At 63.4% G+C, this 17320-nt stretch carries 18 protein-coding genes; 10 read left to right on the top strand and 8 right to left on the bottom strand.

Features of this window, described 5'->3' with window-relative positions; all coding sequences use genetic code 11:
- Positions 1 to 23: 23 nt before the first annotated feature.
- The 4 genes from CK219_RS09350 to CK219_RS09365 form a co-directional block, all read right to left on the bottom strand.
- The gene (locus CK219_RS09350) at positions 24 to 1169 is read right to left on the bottom strand and encodes a hypothetical protein (protein WP_095766473.1); all 1146 of its coding nucleotides are present in this window, start codon (positions 1167 to 1169) and stop codon (positions 24 to 26) included.
- Between the two features lie 34 nt (positions 1170 to 1203).
- On the bottom strand, positions 1204 to 2292 hold the full coding sequence (locus CK219_RS09355) for a hypothetical protein (RefSeq protein ID WP_095766474.1): 1089 nt from the start codon (positions 2290 to 2292) through the stop codon (positions 1204 to 1206).
- Positions 2293 to 2722: 430 nt separating this feature from the next.
- Positions 2723 to 3334, bottom strand: a complete 612-nt coding sequence (locus tag CK219_RS09360) for a thymidine kinase (protein ID WP_095766475.1) — start codon at positions 3332 to 3334, stop codon at positions 2723 to 2725.
- 62 nt (positions 3335 to 3396) lie between these two features.
- Positions 3397 to 3621 carry a hypothetical protein gene (locus CK219_RS09365; protein ID WP_095766476.1) on the bottom strand — a complete coding sequence of 75 codons (225 nt, stop codon included), beginning with the start codon at positions 3619 to 3621 and terminating at the stop codon, positions 3397 to 3399.
- Here CK219_RS09365 and CK219_RS09370 point away from each other — a divergent pair.
- From CK219_RS09370 to CK219_RS09385, 4 genes are all read left to right on the top strand, one after another.
- A complete protein-coding gene (locus tag CK219_RS09370; protein ID WP_095766477.1) occupies positions 3620 to 4555 on the top strand; it encodes a choline ABC transporter substrate-binding protein in 936 nt (311 codons plus the stop codon). The two genes, CK219_RS09365 and CK219_RS09370, sit on opposite strands and share 2 nt — an antisense overlap.
- A gap of 123 nt (positions 4556 to 4678) precedes the next feature.
- Positions 4679 to 5533 (top strand): choline ABC transporter permease subunit, encoded by an 855-nt coding sequence (gene choW, locus CK219_RS09375; protein ID WP_095766478.1) that lies wholly within the window; start codon positions 4679 to 4681, stop codon positions 5531 to 5533.
- A complete protein-coding gene (gene choV / locus CK219_RS09380) occupies positions 5530 to 6711 on the top strand; it encodes a choline ABC transporter ATP-binding protein (RefSeq protein ID WP_095766479.1) in 1182 nt (393 codons plus the stop codon). The genes choW and choV overlap by 4 nt, the downstream gene beginning before the upstream one ends.
- A 106-nt stretch (positions 6712 to 6817) precedes the next feature.
- Positions 6818 to 7855 (top strand): MBL fold metallo-hydrolase, encoded by a 1038-nt coding sequence (locus CK219_RS09385; protein WP_095766480.1) that lies wholly within the window; start codon positions 6818 to 6820, stop codon positions 7853 to 7855.
- 149 nt (positions 7856 to 8004) lie between these two features.
- On the opposite strand, the gene CK219_RS09390 is transcribed toward CK219_RS09385, so the two are convergent.
- On the bottom strand, positions 8005 to 10005 hold the full coding sequence (locus tag CK219_RS09390) for a transcriptional regulator (RefSeq protein WP_095766720.1): 2001 nt from the start codon (positions 10003 to 10005) through the stop codon (positions 8005 to 8007).
- A gap of 242 nt (positions 10006 to 10247) precedes the next feature.
- Between CK219_RS09390 and CK219_RS09395 the strand changes: the two genes are divergently transcribed.
- Both CK219_RS09395 and CK219_RS09400 read left to right on the top strand, forming a co-directional pair.
- Positions 10248 to 11333, top strand: coding sequence for a pyridoxal-phosphate dependent enzyme (locus CK219_RS09395; protein ID WP_095766481.1), 1086 nt, complete (start codon positions 10248 to 10250; stop codon positions 11331 to 11333).
- Positions 11334 to 11414: 81 nt separating this feature from the next.
- Positions 11415 to 12896, top strand: coding sequence for a pyridoxal-dependent decarboxylase (locus CK219_RS09400; protein WP_095766482.1), 1482 nt, complete (start codon positions 11415 to 11417; stop codon positions 12894 to 12896).
- A 20-nt stretch (positions 12897 to 12916) separates the two neighbouring features.
- Here CK219_RS09400 and CK219_RS09405 read toward each other — a convergent pair whose 3' ends face one another.
- The 3 genes from CK219_RS09405 to CK219_RS09415 all read right to left on the bottom strand — a co-directional run bounded on the left by CK219_RS09405 (position 12917) and on the right by CK219_RS09415 (position 15509).
- Positions 12917 to 13291, bottom strand: coding sequence for a YciI family protein (locus CK219_RS09405; RefSeq protein ID WP_095766483.1), 375 nt, complete (start codon positions 13289 to 13291; stop codon positions 12917 to 12919).
- Positions 13292 to 13386: 95 nt separating this feature from the next.
- Complete coding sequence (locus tag CK219_RS09410) at positions 13387 to 14796, bottom strand: ATP-binding protein (RefSeq protein WP_095766484.1); 1410 nt, start codon at positions 14794 to 14796, stop codon at positions 13387 to 13389.
- The gene (locus tag CK219_RS09415) at positions 14793 to 15509 is read right to left on the bottom strand and encodes a response regulator transcription factor (protein ID WP_095766485.1); all 717 of its coding nucleotides are present in this window, start codon (positions 15507 to 15509) and stop codon (positions 14793 to 14795) included. The genes CK219_RS09410 and CK219_RS09415 overlap by 4 nt, the downstream gene beginning before the upstream one ends.
- 246 nt (positions 15510 to 15755) lie before the next feature.
- On the opposite strand from CK219_RS09415, the gene CK219_RS09420 reads away from it, so the two are divergent.
- The 4 genes from CK219_RS09420 to clpS all read left to right on the top strand — a co-directional run bounded on the left by CK219_RS09420 (position 15756) and on the right by clpS (position 17293).
- Entirely contained in the window at positions 15756 to 16061 is a 306-nt protein-coding gene (locus CK219_RS09420) for a hypothetical protein (RefSeq protein ID WP_095766486.1), read from the top strand.
- Positions 16062 to 16098: 37 nt separating this feature from the next.
- Entirely contained in the window at positions 16099 to 16374 is a 276-nt protein-coding gene (locus CK219_RS09425; RefSeq protein ID WP_095766487.1) for a hypothetical protein, read from the top strand.
- Between the two features lie 152 nt (positions 16375 to 16526).
- Entirely contained in the window at positions 16527 to 16859 is a 333-nt protein-coding gene (locus CK219_RS09430; protein WP_095766488.1) for a hypothetical protein, read from the top strand.
- A gap of 128 nt (positions 16860 to 16987) precedes the next feature.
- Positions 16988 to 17293 carry an ATP-dependent Clp protease adapter ClpS gene (gene clpS, locus CK219_RS09435; RefSeq protein WP_095766489.1) on the top strand — a complete coding sequence of 102 codons (306 nt, stop codon included), beginning with the start codon at positions 16988 to 16990 and terminating at the stop codon, positions 17291 to 17293.
- The last annotated feature ends 27 nt before the right edge of the window (positions 17294 to 17320 follow it).

A 17320-nucleotide genomic window follows, 5' to 3' on the forward strand; every position in this document is an offset into this window, starting at 1 on the left:
GAAGGATGCTCCGCGATTGACGGTCAGACGTCGCTGATCACCTGTCCGTTGGACAGGATGTGGACCTTGTAACCGGAAAAGATCTTCTGCGCCTCGCCGGCGGCGTAGAGCGCCTGATAGGCCTCGTGCGGGATCAGCGCGTGGTTCTCGTAGCTCGACACGCCCTGGCGCGCCGCTTCGAGATCGTCGGTGTTGATGAAGAATTCCTGCGTTGTCTTCTCGCTGGAGAACAGTCCCCTGCGGCCGGGCTTCTCGCTCTTGGAGAAGACTTCCTGGATGGTCCAGGTGAGCAGCCAGGCGTTCTGCGGCTTGCGCACCTTGGCCAGCACCTCGGCCACCGTCGAATTGTTCTGGGTGATGCCGGCCGAGTAGAAGGGTCCCAGCACCACGCGCCTCAGCTGCTTGGGATGCAGCGGCTCGAAATCCTTGTCGAGATTGACGGCGATCGTCGCCGGAGACAGCGTATAGGCCGAGTTCTTCTCGGTGAAATCGTCGAAGCGGTGCGCAAGCTCCGGGTTGAGCAAGCCGTCGACGGGAAGCGGGATATCGACCCGCTCGTTGAGCTTGCCGTTCACGTCGACCAGCTGGCGCACCATGCTTTCGGAGGAGTCCTCCACCGTCACCATGTAGACCAGCGGCAGGTTGGCGCTGCCGTCGAACGCGGCCCAGTGGACGAGATAATATGGCCGCATTGTCTTCGGGTTGACCGAGACCTTTGCCGTCTGCGCCAGGGTGAAGGGGCCGAAGGTCGCCTCGCTCTTGACGTCCTCAAGATAGAGCCGCTCTGCCATCGACTTCTGCAGCGCCTCTGGGAATTCCTTGTGGCGCAGGATGAAGTCGGCCATCTCCTCGCGCAGCTCGCCGGCCTGCGGGATGTTGGCCAGCCGCGCATCGGCCTGCTGGCGGTCGTTTTCCAGCTCGAGCAGGTTCTGGAAGACGGGGTAGCCGCTTTCGGCGCGCGAGATGCGGAAGGTGTCCATGAAACCGAGCCGGTTGCGCCAGCAGGCAAAGGACTTGTCCAGCCGCGCGATATACTCCGCGACGATCCTGGCGACGATGCCGTGCCGGTAGAGCGGCGAGCGGTCGTCGCGCATGAACACTTCCAGCCCGCTCAGCGCCGCCGTGATGGCGGAGAAATAGCGTACCGCGGCGTCGTTCTCAGGTGTCATGTGGCTGCCGTGGAAATGAAATCAGCGGCGCCGCCTATTGCTGCACATAGTTGGCGGCGTTGTGCTTCTTCATCACATCGTCGAAGCGGCGGGCGAAAGCATCGTCGGCAAGCTTCTTGCGGCGCTGGATGTCGGCTGAAGCCACCATGTTCTTCTCATGCATCTCGAGCAGGTCGCCGATATGCTTCTGCGAGGCGGCGCCGATGCCGGCCATCGTCTCCTCGGCCGTGTTGTCGACCTGGCTGCCCAGCGTGTTGATCTTGTGGGCGACGTCCTGCTGGGCGGCGGTCTTGAGCGAATCTTCCAGCGCCTTGTAGAGGACGATGCGCTGCTCGGTGTCGATGGTCAGCTTGTTGATCAGGGTCGACTGCGCGGCAATCTGGTTGTTGAGTGAATCGACGAAGGTCTGGAACATCGAGGTGTAGCGCTCCAGCGTCTGGCTTTCGGCCAGCAGCTCCTGCTCCTTGGCCTGCTTTTCATTGTATTCGGTCGCCATTTTGGAGCGCTCGCCCTCAAGCTCGGTGCGCTCCTTCTGGGTCGTGGAGGCGGCGATCTTGTTTTCGATGTCGAGCAGCATCGGGTTCAATTCCTCGATGCGCTTCTGCACCGCTTCAAGATTGGTCATCGTCACCTTGCGGCGCTCGATAACCTGCGAAAGGCTGGCCTCGGAGGTCTTGTAGCGCTGGTCGAGGACCTGCTTCTGCGCCTTCAAGATGCCGACGATGGTGTCCGACTTTGCCAGCAGCTCCTGCAGATTGCCGGCCAGCGACATATTGCGGACGCGGTCGGTGCGCATGCGCTGCTTGCGCTGCGCCGAAAAGACACCGACGAAGTTTTCCCAGCCGGTGTAGTTCTTCATGCTTTCGAACTCGGCGCCGAAGACATTGGTTGCGTCCTCGAGCCCGATGATCAGGTCGGCAATATTGCCTTCCATGACTTTCTGCTGCTTGAGCACGTCCTCGATGCGGGCGTTCTCGATGTCGAAATTGGCGTCGCCGATCTTCTTGTCGGCCTGAGCAAGCGTGTCGAGCACGGTGCCGGACTGCTCGATCTTGCTGCGCATGTCCTGCACGACCTGCTTGGTCTTGGCAATTTCGGCATCGAAATTCTGCAATGTCGCCATTGGGGCCTCCCGCTTCGGCATCCGTTTCCGTGTCGTGGCGGCGAATATATGTGGGGCTTCAAGGGATTGAAAGAAGGAAGACAAAGGGAAGCGTCAAAACAAAAGAATTGGTTAGGTCCTTGAAAGGCAAGGCTAGCATGCGCATGGCGCCTAGTAACGCGCGCCATCATCGAACAGCTTTTGCTGACATGCCCTAAGGTCTTGTTTTTGCGAACGGCCATGAAACAGCGCCGGCAAATATCTTGCGGCGGCGATGCCGGTTTCACCGGCGCCGGTCAGGGCTTGAAGCGGTTTTAGGACGACATCCAGCTCTAGAGCGGTTCAGCGTTTCACGGAATCGCCGAACCGCTCTAAGTCTTTGTTTTTACACAATCCCGGACGGAAAACCGCTACGCACTTTTCCTGGGATTGCTCTATGCAGGCTTTCGGCTCAGCGGTTGACAAAGCCGATGAAGTCGTCGGGCGCGGCCCGGCCCATCTCCTCTTCCCAATGCCTTCGGCAGAGCGAGACATAGACGTCCTTGCCGATCGCCACCTGCTCGCCCTGCTTCGCCACCTTGCCGTCGGGCCCCAGGCGCACCACCATCGTCGCCTTACGGCCGCAACGGCAGATGGTGCGGACCTCGCGCAGGTCGTCGGCGATGGCGAGCAGAGCGCGCGAGCCGGAGAACAGATTACCCTGGAAGTCGGTGCGCAGGCCGTAGCACATGACCGGAATGCCTAGACGGTCGGCGATGCGGGCGAGCTGCCAGACCTGCTCTTCCTCGAGGAACTGCGCCTCGTCGACGAAGATGCAATGCACAGGGCCATGCCGATGGTGCTCGGCGACCGTGGCATAGAGGTCGTCGCCGTCGCGGAAAATCTCTGCCTCGGATTCGAGACCGATGCGCGACGAGATCAGCCCGGTGTCGCCCTTACGATAGTGGCCGGCGACGAACAGCATCGTCGACATACCGCGTTCGCGATAATTGTAAGACGCTTGCAAAAGCATCGTCGTCTTGCCGGCGTTCATCGTCGCGTAGTGGAAGTAAAGCTTGGCCATGTCGCTCTTTTGGGTGTGTCGGGATTCAGGCGAGGCCGGCTCGACCTGAATCTCGACACACCCTAAGCCGACTTGCCGCGGCTCGGGGAGAGGGCACCGGCTCCGTCCACCAAAAACTCGATGTCGTTCAAAAAGCTGTCATGTCGCTTAATGGCCAGCGCGCGCCGTTCGTCGCGACGTTGAACCGCTTGAAACAACATCAAAATGGTGTTTGGCTGACGAAACAAGGCGGGCGCAAGAACCGTGACTTCGCTTTGCCTCGGAAATCCAATGGGAGATAAGTTCATGTCGCGTATGAAATCTTTCGTCGCAGGCCTCGGCCTTGCGGCGTTCCTGTCGACAACCGCCGCCAATGCCGGCGATCCGGCGAGCTGCAAGGCCGTGCGGCTGTCGGATGTCGGCTGGACCGACATCCAGGCCACCACGGGCCTCGCCTCGGTGCTGCTCACCGCGCTCGGCTATGAGCCGCAGACGATCCAGCTTTCGGTGCCGGTGACCATGGCCTCGCTGAAGAACAAGGACCTGGACGTCTTCCTCGGCAATTGGATGCCGTCGATGACCAACGACATCAAGGACTACACCAAGGAAGGCTCGATCGAGACGATCAGCACCAACCTGACCGGCGCCGGCTATGGCATCGTCGTGCCGACCTATGTCGCGGATGCCGGTGTCAAGACGCTGACCGATCTCGGCAAGTTCAAGGACAAGTTCAACGGCAAGATTTACGGCATCGAGGCCGGCAATGACGGCAACCGCATCATCCTGGACATGATCAAGAACCCGAAGGACAACCTCGAAGGCTTCGAGCTGGTCGAATCCTCGGAGGCCGGCATGCTGACGCAGGCCGAGCAGTCGATGAAGAACAATGAGTGGATCGCCTTCCTCGGCTGGACGCCGCATCCGGTGATGGGCGCCATGAAGATCACCTATCTCGACGGCATGGGCGACAGCGGCTTCGGCGCCGCCACCGTCTATACCATCGTGCGCAAGGGCTACACCACCGAATGCCCGAACGCCGGCAAGTTCATCGCCAACCTGAAGTTCAATCTCGACATGGAAGGCGAGATGATGGACGCGATCCTCAAGGGTGGCGATCCGCAGACGGTGGCGACCGATTGGCTGAAGAAGCATCCGGACGCGGTGGCGCCCTGGATCGCCGGCGTCACCACCTTTGATGGCGGCGACGCGGCGGCTGCCGTCAAGACCGCGCTCGGGGGCTGATCCGCTTGGGACCGGCATGATTTCCGAAAAAGGGCAGCCCTCGAAGAGGCTGCCCTTTTTCATATGCCTGGAGACGTGAGAGGATAACCGTGCGGCGAGCGCGGCGAAGCCGAGAGGGGAAAGATGGATCCGATTTCTAAATTCCTGACCGACTACAAAATTCCGATCGGGCCATGGGGCAAGGCTTTCTTCGGTTTCCTGACCGACAATTTCGACACCATCTTCCGCGCATTTTCAAACGGTCTGAATTTCATCCTCGACGGAGCAGTGAGCCTCCTGCTCATGGTGCCGCCGGTTTTGTTGGCCCTGGTCATCGCGTTCATCGCCTGGCTCTTACAGCGTTCGCGGCCGCTCGCCATCGGCGTCTTCCTCGGCCTGATCTTCATCATCAACCAGAATCTGTGGAAACAGACGGTGCAGACGCTGGTGCTGGTCGTTGCCGCCGCCGCAATGGCAATGGCGATCGGCGTGCCGCTCGGCATCTGGGCGGCGCACAAGCCGAAGGTCTACCGCGTCATGCTGCCGGTGCTCGACCTGATGCAGACGCTGCCGACCTTCGTCTACCTGATACCGGTGCTCACCCTGTTCGGGCTCGGCAATGCGCCCGGCCTCATCGTCACCATCATCTTCGTCATCCCGACGGCCGTTCGGCTCACCCATCTCGGCGTCGTTTCGGTGCCCAAGGCAATCATCGAAGCGGGCGAGGCGTTCGGCGCCACCAAGCGCCAGCTTCTGTGGAAGGTGGAGCTGCCCTCGGCGCTGCCGACCATCATGGCGGGCCTGACGCAATCGATCATGCTGTCGCTGTCGATGGTGGTGTTCGCCGCCCTGATCGGCGCCGGTGGCCTCGGCACCGAAATCAACCGGGCGCTCGGCTCGCGGCGCATCGATCTCGGGCTTGAGGCCGGCCTCGCCATCGTCGTGCTCGCCATCGTGCTCGACCGCATGACCCGCATCGGCGTTGGAGGCAAGAAATGACCGTCGCGGTTGATTTCAAGAATGTAGACATCGTCTTCGGCGCCGACCAGGCCGGTTCGCTGGCGCTGATCGACCAGGGCGCAACGCGCGCCGAGATTCTCGAAAAGACCGGCAATGTGCTCGGATGCGCCGACGCCAGCCTCACCGTGCACGAAGGCGAGATCTCGGTGTTGATGGGCTTGTCCGGTTCCGGCAAGTCGACGCTGCTGCGGGCCGTCAACCGGCTCAACGTCGTGTCGCGCGGCCAGGTGCTCGTCAAGGACGGCGACCGCATCGTCGATGTCGTCACCTGCGACGAGGCGACCTTGCGGCGGTTGCGGCAGAAGCAGGTGGCCATGGTGTTCCAGCAGTTCGGCCTGCTGCCATGGCGCACGGTCGAGGAAAATGTCGGCTTCGGCCTCGAGCTTGCCGGCGTGCCGGAGGCGGAACGCAAGGCGCGCGTGCAGAAGCAATTGCAACTGGTCCATCTCGACCAATGGTCGAAGAAATATGCCCATGAGCTTTCGGGCGGCATGCAGCAGCGCGTCGGTCTCGCCCGGGCTTTCGCCACCGAGGCGCCGATCCTGTTGATGGACGAGCCGTTCTCGGCGCTCGACCCGCTTATCCGCACCAAGCTGCAGGACGAATTGCTGCAGCTCCAGGCCGAGCTGAAGAAGACCATCATCTTCGTCAGCCACGACCTCGAGGAGGCGCTGAAGATCGGCAGCCACATCACGATCATGGAGGGCGGCCGCATCGTGCAGACCGGCGCGCCGGAAGACATCGTCTTGCGCCCTGCCAACGACTATGTCCGCGACTTCATCGCCAATGTGAATCCGCTGTCGGTGCTGACGGCGTGGAACGTGATGCGGGACCGCCGCGACCTGGAGCAGGGCGACAATGGTTGGGTGTGGCTCGACCGGCGCAAGACGACACGCTTCAAGATCGACGACCACGGCCTTGTGGCGGCGGCCGAGCGCGACGGCAAGCCGGCGGTGTGGGTGTCCTGCGCCGATGTCGAGCGCCAGCCGGAGGAGGGCGCCCAGGTGTTCTGGGCCAATCCCGGCACGCCGCTGAAAACGGTGATGCTCGCCATGCACCGGTCGCAGACGGCGCCGGTGGCGCTGTTCGACGAAGGCTCGCGCTTCGTCGGCTCGATTGGCATCAGGGACGTGCTGAGTGCTGTGCTGAGGCGGTAGGTGTCAGCCTTTTGGACGGACACGAGGTGTGCCGCTGGCGGGCACCTCGCGCTTGTTCTAGACTGGCCGGCAGCCGAACAACCGGCGTCAGGCGAAAGAGGCGCGAATGATCTTCCGTCAGCTCTTCGATTCCGTTTCGGGCACCTATTCCTACCTGCTCGCAAGCCGGCGCGGCGGCGAGGCGTTGATCATCGATCCGGTGCTGGAAAAAGTCGACCGCTACCTGCAACTGGTCAACGAGCTGGACCTGAGGCTGGTCAAGGCGGTGGACACGCACCTCCATGCCGACCATATCACCGGCCTCGGCGCGCTGCGCGACAAGACGCATTGCGTGACCGTGATGGGTGAGCAGACCAAGGCCGACGTGGTATCGATGCGGCTTGCCGATGGCGACAAGCTCGGCATCGAAGGCCTGGCGCTCGACGTCATCTACACGCCGGGCCACACCGACGATTCCTACAGCTTCATCCTGCCGGATCGTGTGTTCACCGGCGACACGCTGCTCATCCGCGGCACCGGCCGCACCGACTTCCAGAACGGCGATCCGCGCCAGCAATATGAATCGATCTTCGGCCGCCTGCTCAAGCTGCCCGACGAGACGCTGATCTTCCCAGCGCATGACTACAAGGGCGAGACCGTGTCGACGATCGGCGAGGAAAAGGCCTTCAATCCGCGCCTGCAGGTGAAGTCGGTCGACGAGTATGTGAACATCATGAACAATCTCAATCTGTCCAACCCGAAAATGATGGATGTGGCCGTGCCCGCCAACATGCGGGTCGGGCTGCATCAGGACGACATCGCCAGCCGCGGCTGGGCGGTCAGCGCGGAGCAGGCGCTGGCGCTGGTCGGGCGGGCCGACGTGGCGCTGATCGACCTGCGCGAGCAAACCGAGCGCGAGCGACACGGGGTCATCCCCGGCGCGATCCATCTTCCCTATGCGCGGCTGCAGGAAAACATCGCCGCCGGCGGCATGTTGCACGAGCTGGCGAAATCGACCAGCAAACAGATCCTGTTCTACTGCGCCTTCGGCGAGCGCTCGGCGATGGCGGTGCAAGCGGCGCAGGATGTCGGGATTACCAGCGCCCGCCATATCCAGGGCGGCATCGACGCCTGGCGGAAAGCCAGCGGCCCGCTGATGCATTAAAGCGCGTCGCACTTCTGGGCGACATGCACTAGTGCGTTTCACCGTTTCACGGAAACGGCGAAACGCCCTATCTCTTTGTTTTTTACGCAATTCCGGACGGAAAACCGCTCACACTTTTCCTGGAATTGCTATAGGCGCGCCGGCCAGGTTCAGTTCAGCCCGATGAGCTTGGCGCCGTTCCGGAACAGTGCTTCTCCATCCCGGTCGAAACGGAATGTCGCGATGAAATCGTCGGCGCGATAGTTCGGCAAGGTGTTGCGGATAGCGGCGGCGAAGGTTCGCGCCTCTTCCTGCCGGCCGGCCAGCGCCAGGCAATGAGCGGCGATCGCCAGGATGATGAGATGGGCGTTAGGGCGTGCCGCCGCTTTCAGCGCCCATTCGGCCGCCGCTTCGAATTCGCCCAGCCTCGCATGCGCCATGGCGCGCGCGCCCATCATGCCGAACAGCAGCGGATCGAAGGGGCTTAGATGGCGGGAATGGTCGGATGAGCCGATCGCCGATTGCGGGTCGCCCGATTGCGAATGGACGAAGGACAGCGCGTAGTGGCCGAGCGCGAAATTGGGACTGAGGTCGACGGCGCTCGCGAGCTCCAGCAGCGAGCCGTCCTGCTCGCCGCGCAGCCATAGCGCGCGGCCCATCGCCCAATGGGCGGCGGGGTTGCGGTCGTCGACCAAAAGGCTCTGGCCGGCGCTTTCGAAGGCAAGCGCGGTCTCGCGGTCGCGGTCGCCCCAGCGCTGGAAAGCATTCTGCCAGTGGGTGAAGGACATGCCGGCATAGGCGCGTGCGAAAGTAGGATCGAGCTTCAACGCCTCGCCGAAGAAATGCTGCGCCAGCTCGTTTTCCTGGCGGGTGAAGCGATACATGTGCCAAAGGCCGCGATGGTAAGCCTCCCAGGCATTGAGCGAGTTTGGCGCTTTCAGCAATGCGCGGTTGCGTTCCACCGTCGCGATCTCGGCGGCGAGCGATGAGACGATGCTGTTGCCGATATCCTCGATGACGATGAAGATGTCGTCGGGTTTGTGCTCGAAGGTCTCGGCCCAAACGATCCTTGCTGTGCGGACCTCGACAAGCTCGACCGAGACGATGAACCGGCCCGGCAGAGCCCGCACCGAGCCTGTCGCGACATAGTCGACATTCAGCCTGCGCCCGGCGTCTTCCGGCGCGATGTTCTTCTCGGCGAGCGCGAAGACAGAGCCGCGGGCGATAACGAAGAAATCGCGCAGCTTGGCAAGTCGTGTGATGATGTCATGCGTGAGGCCATCGGCAAGCCCGCCGCGGAAGCCGCCAGTGCCGGCGCTCTCCGCAAACGGCATCACCGCGAGCGAAGCCCGGCGCGTCGCAACGGGCTCGGATTCGTCCGCGGCGACCGGCGATTCCGAAACCGGGAAAGCCGGCCCGGATCGGGCGCATGCCGTTGCGCCGGCGTTCCGGGCTCTTATCTCCTGCCAAGCCTCGCGCAATGGCGTGAAATCCAGCTCTTCCGAGCGAAACAACTCCGCTGCCGTGGCAAGATGCTCTTCGCCGGCGCCGATCTGCCCGCGCCGGGCCAGATTTTCCAGCAGCGCCACATGCGCGCGGCCGTCGAAGGGCGCTAGCTCCAGCCATTTGTCGATATAAGCGCCGGCCTCATCGGTTCCACGTGGGAGAAGCCCAATGATATGCTCCAGAACCGCGACATGGCATGCGCTGAAACGGCGGCGCTGCGCCGTCAGCCAGCTGCCGAAATGCGGGCTGCGATCGAGCTCGAGGCCGTCGAGAAAATCGCCGGCGAAATGTTGCGAAATCGCCTGCAGCCGCACGAGATCGAGCGTCTGGACACCTTCGGCCACCGCCGAGGCGGCATCCAGCGCGTCCACATGGACATCGTCAAGACGGAGCGACACCATATCGCCGTCGGTTTCGACCCGGCGCAAGCCCGCTTCGTCGAGCGCGGCACGCAGCTTGCTCAGGCACCAGCGCAACTCGCCGCGCGGATCGTTGGGCACGTCCCAGAGAAGTTCGCAAAGACGGCTGCGGCTGACTGGGTGGGGCGCCAGCGCCAGATAAGCAAGCAGGGCGCGCAGCTTGCGTGACGAAGGCAAGGCCACAGGAACATCGTCGCGCATGATCGTAAACGGGCCGAGCAGCCTGATCGAAAGGCTGGCTGCCATGCCTTTCAGAGTCGACCGAACGGATTCCACGTCCGTTTCCACGCTCGCTCCCACGTCGAACAGTTGGTCCATATTCTATCACCAAACACGACAGGGCGCATCCGGCAGCGAATTTTCGAGCCGGACGCGGCCTTTGCCGAATTGCCGGCAAGTCACACGCAACTAGCGCGGCAAGGTGTCGAAACCGCGCCGCCCAATTCGCCGGTTTGTAACCGGCACGTGAGGAGATCGAGGAGAGAGCCATGTTGCATCAATTGAAAATCAGGACCACGGCCGGTCGCGGTCGGCTGTTCGACAGCATTCTCGACACGGTCGGCGACACGCCGGTCATCCGCATCAACAATCTCGGGCCAGGTCACGCGACGATCTATGTGAAGGCGGAGTTCTTCAACCCGGCGGCCTCGGTGAAGGACCGGCTGGCGCTCAACATCATCGAGGAAGGCGAGCGCAGCGGTAAGCTCAAGCCTGGCCAGACCGTGGTCGAGGCGACGAGCGGCAATACCGGCATCGGCCTCGCCATGGTCTGCGCGCAGAAAGGCTATCCGCTGGTGGTGACGATGGCCGACAGCTTCTCGATCGAGCGCCGCAAGCTAATGCGCATGCTGGGCGCCAAGGTGGTGCTGACGCCGCGCGCCCAAAAAGGTTTCGGCATGTACAAGAAGGCGGTCGAGCTCGCCGAAGCCAATGGCTGGTTCCTGGCGCGCCAGTTTGAGACCGAGGCCAATGCCGCCATTCACGAGGCGACGACGGCGCGCGAGATCATCAATGACTTCGCCGGCTCGAGGCTGGACGTGCTTGTCACCGGCTACGGCACGGGCGGCACGATGGCCGGCGTGGGCCGCGTGCTGCGCCGCGAGCGGCCGGAGGTGAAGATCGTGCTCGCCGAGCCGGCGAACGCGCAGCTGATCGGCAGCGGCAAGGCCCAGGAGCGCGGCGCCGGCGGTGCGCCGTCCGCCAGCCATCCGGCCTTCGAACCGCATCCGATCCAGGGCTGGACGCCGGACTTCATCCCCAACGTGCTGCAGGAGGCGATCGACCAACGCTATTATGACGAGGTGGTGCCGATCCCCGGTCCCGAAGGCATCAAATGGACGAAGGCGCTGGCGCGGCAGGAGGGCATTTTCACCGGCATCTCCGGCGGCGCCACTTTCGCCGTGGCGCGGCAGATCGCGGGAAAGGCCCCGGCCGGCTCGGTGATCCTGTGCATGCTGCCCGACACGGGAGAGCGCTACATGTCGACGCCGCTTTTCGACGGCATCGAGGCCGAGATGGACGCCGAGGAGACGGCGCTGTCGCGCTCGACGCCGAGCTGCCAGTTCGAAGGCTGAGAACAGAAACGCGACGCCGCCCCCGCATGGCGGCGTCGTTCTTTTATGCGCGGGTCGACCCACGCCGGCGGGAGAGGCGAGATGGATATATTTCCGGAAGCGACCAACGCGGAGGAAACGCTCGATCCGCCGGATTGGGCCGATGTGGGAGCGCTCTCGCACCGAATCCTCGACGATGCCATCGCCTATCTCGAGGATGTCCGCAACCGGCCGGTCTGGCGCGAGATGCCGGCCGAGGTGCGGGCATTCTTCGGCGCACCTTTGCCGCGCTCGCCGGCGCCGGCGGCTGACGTCTATGACGACGTCGCCCGCAACGTGATGCCTTACCCGATGGGCAACATCCATCCGCGTTTCTGGTCCTGGTATATGGGATCCAGCAACTTCACCGGCGCGCTCGGCGATTTCCTGGCGGCGATCCAGGGCTCCAATCTCGGCGGCGGCAACCATGCCGCCGCACTGATGGACAGCCAGGTCGTCAACTGGATGAAGGAGATGGTCGGTTTCCCGGTCTCGGCCAGCGGCACCCTGGTCAGCGGCGGCTCGATGGCCAACATTATCGGACTTACCGTGGCGCGCAACGTCAAGGCAGGCGTCGACGTGCGCGAGCGGGGTGTCGGCGCCATGCCGAAGCCGTTGCGCTACTACGCCTCGGACCAGGTCCATTCCTGTCATCGCAAGGCTGTGGAGGCGCTCGGCCTCGGCAATCAGGCGCTGCGGCGCATCCAGACCGATGCCGGCTTGCGCATCGATATCGCCGCGCTCAAGGCGGCAATCGCGGAGGACCGCGAGGCGGGCTTCAGGCCGGCCTGCGTGATCGGCACCGCCGGCACCGTCAACGCCGGCGCGGTCGACGACCTGCGGGCGCTGGCGAGCGTGGCGGCCGAAGAGGACCTCTGGTTCCATGTCGACGGCTGCATCGGCGCGCTCATCGCGATCGCGCCTAAGAACCGATCGCTCGTCGCCGGCATCGAACAGGCGGATTCGATCGCACTCGATCCGCATAAATGGCTGCACGCGCCGTTCGAAGCCGGCTGCGCCCTGGTGCGGGACGCATCCCAGCACCGCAACACGTTTGCCGTGACGCCGGAATATCTGGAATCGACGCCGCGGGGCCTGGCCTCCGGAGAGTGGCTGCACGATTATGGGCTTCAAACGTCGCGCGGCTTCCGTGCGCTCAAGATCTGGATGGCGCTGAAGGAGCATGGCGTCGAGAAGTTCGGCCGCCTTATCGACCAGAACATCGCCCAGGCCCGCCACCTCACCCGGCTGATCGAGGCGGAGCCGGCGCTCGAACTGATGGCGCCAACCACCATCAACATCGTCAGCTTCCGCCACCGGCTGGATGGCGCGTCGGAGGAAAAGCTCAAGGCGTTCAACACCGAGATCATGCTGAGACTCCAGGAGGAGGGCATCGCGGCCTTGTCCGACACCACGGTGCAGGGCCGGCATTGCCTGAGGGTGGCAATCGCCAATCACCGCACTCGCCGGGACGATCTCGACCTGCTGGTCGCGGAGATGCTCCGGCTGGGACGGGAAATCGCGGCTACCGCGACATTAATGTGAAACGCGGACCTAAGCGTATTTCAACCAGCCTGCAGCGTGGCGCCCGGAAGATAGAGCATGATCGGTCGGATCTCGTAGACGGCGGTGGGGTTGACGCGCTTGAGATCGCGCGCCGCGGCAATCGCCTCGTCCTGGGTCGCGCAGTCGAGGACATAGAGGCCGAGCAACTGCTCCTTGGTCTCGGCGAAGGGACCGTCGATCACCAAGCCGTCGCCCGGACCGCGCAGCGTCACGGCCTTGGCCGTCGCGCCGAGCCTGGCCGCGGGCCCGAGCTTGCCCTCGCGCGTCAGCCTGTCGTTGACCTCGAGCAGGTCTTTCATCAGCGCCGCATCCTCATCGGGCGACCAGGACTGCACGGTGTCTTCGACATGATAGGCAAGGACGGCGTAGAACATGGGTGGATTTCCCTCGTGACCAGGCGGGCCGCACTATCACAAGGATGGTTCGGCTGATCCAGTGGCGCCGGTGGCGGACAGAGCCCACTCCTGACTCAAGCTGCCAGCGGCAGCCGCAGCTCCGTCAACAGCCCGCCACCGGGGTAGTTGGAGAGATCGACCTCGCCGCCGGCGCCGCGCGCGATGTTGCGGGCGATTGTGAGGCCGAGGCCTAGACCGCCAGTGGTGCGGTTGCGCGATTCCTCCAGCCGCACGAAGGAGCCGAACACCGCGTCCAGCTTCGCCTGCGGGATGCCGGGGCCCTCGTCGCGGATTGAAAGCGTGATCGTGTCACCCGATCGCCGCACGCCGAGATGCGCCTTTTTGCCGTAGGTCACCGCATTTTGGATGAGATTGGTGATGCAGCGCCGCAGCGCCACCGGCCGCGCGACGCAGATCAGGCCGCGCGACGGGACCACGCCTTCGTCGAAGGACGCGCCGTCGAAGGAGTCCGCCACCGATTCCACCAGCGACCAGAAATCGATCCGCTCGGCCTTTTCCTCAGTCACCTCGAATTTGGCGAAGTCGATGACCGAGCTGGCGATGCTTTCGATGTCGGCGAGGTCGTGCGCCAGCGCCTCGCGCGCGGGCGACCTGCGCAACAGTTCGAGACGCAGGCGCATCCGGGTCAGCGGCGTGCGCAGATCATGCGCCAGTGCTGCCGCGAGATGCTCGCGGTCCTCGACATAATCGCGCAGCCGCATCTGCATGGCATTTATCGCCTTTGCGGCCGCGCGGATCTCGCGGCTGCCGCTTTCGGCGATCGGCGGGCTTTTCAGATCGTTGCCAATGCGCGTCACCGCCGTTTCCATCATCCGGTAGGGCGCGGTCAGCCGGCGCAGCGACCAGATCGACATGATGATGATCAAGCCGGCGATCAGTGAGTAAAGCGGCAGGCTGTCGAGGCTCAGAATCGGTCCCGCCGGCGTGATCGGTTCGGTGAAATTCAGCCACTGCCCGTCGGAAAAGCGCAGCGAGGCGGTCAGCTTATCGCTTTGCGCGAAATCCGCGGCCAGGACCAGCAGGTCGCGCTCGACCTGGCCGACATCCTTGTTCACCGCCTGCCCGTCTGGGACATCGGCCTCCTGGGTGGCCGGATCGCGCCGCACGCGCGCATCGGTGATGCCGAACTTCGACAAGCGTCCGACCAGGATATCCTCCAACTCGGCAAGCTGGTCGTCGCCGGCGATCGAAGAGGTGACGGCGGGCGTGTCCGAAACCGTCAGCGCATAGGTCGAGTTGAACAGGCCGGAGGCGGTCGCCTTGCGCTCTTCGGGCGTGGCGTCATGCATCAGCTGCACCAGCGAATAGGCGCGGTCGTTCAACCGGTAGAGATCGACGACGCCGTTGGCGGCGGCCCGATCGCGCGCGACGATGTAAAGCGTTGTCACCTGGCTCAGCATGAGACCGGCAATGACGATGAGCAGCACCCAGACTGGCAGGGTCTGCGGCAGGAAGCGTCTCATTCGGCCGTCGTCTCGGGCAGGAACTGATAGCCGCCGCTGCGCACGGTCAGGATCAGTTTCGGCGTTTTCGGATCGTCTTCCATCTTGCGGCGCAGCCGGCTCACCAGAATGTCGACGCTGCGGTCGAAGCTGTAGCCGGTGTCGCCGCCGGACAGCTCGATCAGCTGCTCACGGGTAAGCACGCGCTGCGCGCTCTTGACGAAGGTCTGCAGCAAGTTGAACTCCGCCATCGTCAGCTCAACCCGGACGTCGTCGGGCGCGGTCAGGCGGCGGCGCGCGCAATCCATAGTCCAGCCGGCAAAGCGGTAGACCTGCCTGGCGGCGGGCCGACGCGGCTCGGCGCTGCCGTTGCGTCTCAGCACGGCGCGGATGCGGGCCAACAGCTCGCGCGGATCGAAGGGCTTGGGCACGTAGTCGTCTGCCCCCATTTCGAGGCCCACAACACGGTCGGTCGTTTCGGTGACCGCGGTCAGCATGATGATCGGCGTGGTGTAGTTGGCGCGGATCTCGCGGCAAAGCTCAAGTCCGCTTTTGCCGGGCAACATCACGTCGAGAACGATCAGGTCGACCGGCGTGCGGCGCAGGACCGCTTCCATCTCGGTGCCGTCGCCGGCCACCGTCGTGTGCAGCCCGCGCTTGTGGAAGAACTCCTGCAGCAGGTCGCGTATGCCCTTGTCGTCGTCGACGATCAGTATGTGCGCATCGGATTTCACTCGAAACCTATCATTCTCTTTGCCGGCTCTTGCTGGATATCCGTTCGAGACAACCCACACGATAGAATTCGGGCCACATCTTGGCCAGTGGCCGCGATCGCCGCGTCGGCTGAGTGCCCAGAAACAATCCAGAAACAAAATTCTACAATCGAGAAAAACTGGTGAAAAATTTCAAAGGCATAACCGGTGCCGTGGCGGTCAGGTCATCGGCTGCGACGCAAGTTTCCGGAGTAACGGACAAGACCAATGCAGAGGTTCTGGATCAGCGTGATGGGTGCTTTGCTCAGCATATCGCTCATCACAGCCGCGGACGGCGCCTCCACCGCAAAGGTCGTCGCTCCGCTCACCCGGACCGAGCGCTGCACCAATCTGAGCCGTCAGGTTGACGAAGCTCTCGAAACCCATGCCGCGGCAACGCAGGTCACCGCGGCGAAAGCACTGCAAAGAAGGGGGAACCGGTTCTGCGCCAACAAGAAGCAGGCACAGGGAATCCGGATGCTCGCAAATGCTTTGAAGCTGCTTGGAGTGGCACCGATCGATCCCGTTCAGTGACACCCACCCAGACCCGCAAGAAAAAGGAAATGAAGCCATGAAGAAGTCCATCCTCTCCGCCCTCGGCCTCGGTGTTGCTCTCGCCTTCGCGATGCCGGCGCTCGGCAACGCCGCCGCCACGACGACGGCTGCCCCGGCTGCTTCGACCGCGACCACCACGGCTGCTCCGGCGGATAGCACGGCTGCGAAGCCGATGAAGAAGGTCGCTGCCAAGAAGGCCTGCAAAGTGACCAAGACGCACAAGTGCCCGGTCAAGAAGAAAGCGTCGGCTGCGAAGCCCGTTGCTGCGAAGCCGGCTGCCAAGAAGCCCTGATCCAGCGCTCTGCGCCACTAGACGAAGCCGCTCCGGTCGATTTCGGCAGGGGCGGCTTGCTTGCGGCAGGGAGCCCGAAACCAGCAGGTTTCCACCGCGCTCAAGTCCGATCCTTAACCCGATCGCAATGCCGGTGCTGTAGGACAGTCCGCATGAAGAAGCGGTTTTCGTCCCTGATGCGTTCGCTGACCCTCGGCGGCCTGATCGCCACCGCGGTGGCACGATCGTTGATCATCTTTACCGCAAGCCCCGTGCCGGATCCCGCCAGCGGCAGGACCGAGCCCGAGCTGTTCGCTCCGCTGATCTCTTCAAGCTTCGACTACATCACGCCGGCGCAGTCCTGGGTCCTGATCCTGCTGGCCGGTGCGACCGTGATCGGCTTTGTCGCCTGGATGTTGTTCGCCTTCGTCGAACGCGGCTCCGACATGGATGGCGGTGCAGGTTCCGGCAGATCGGGCACCGCGTTGCGCCGCCAGGGCCGTTGACCGTTCGGCAGTGATTCCCCACATAGGGCTGATGGTCCAAGCCGGCATTACCCGCGCGTGGAATTGGACGGATATTTGCTGCGTGACAGAATGAGAGCGAGAGAGCCCAGTTCTCGCTGGTGGATCCGATGCCCGAAACCGTCCTCAAACCCCGCACTAAGACGCAGCCGAAAACCGAGCGGCCGAAGCTCTACAAAGTCATCCTCGTCAATGACGATTTCACGCCGCGCGAGTTCGTGGTGACGGTGCTCAAGGGCGAATTCAAGCTCAGTGAGGATCAGGCGCGTCGCGTCATGATCACCGCGCATACGCGCGGCGTGTGCGTCGTCGCGGTGTTTACGCGCGATATCGCCGAGACCAAGGCGACGCGGGCGACCGACGCCGGCAAGGCCAAGGGCTATCCGCTGCTGTTCACCACAGAACCGGAAGAGTAGGGGCAGGCGCTTTCCCTTCTCCCCTTG

It is taken from the genome of Mesorhizobium sp. WSM4313 (genome assembly GCF_002294725.1).
Lineage (GTDB): Bacteria > Pseudomonadota > Alphaproteobacteria > Rhizobiales > Rhizobiaceae > Mesorhizobium.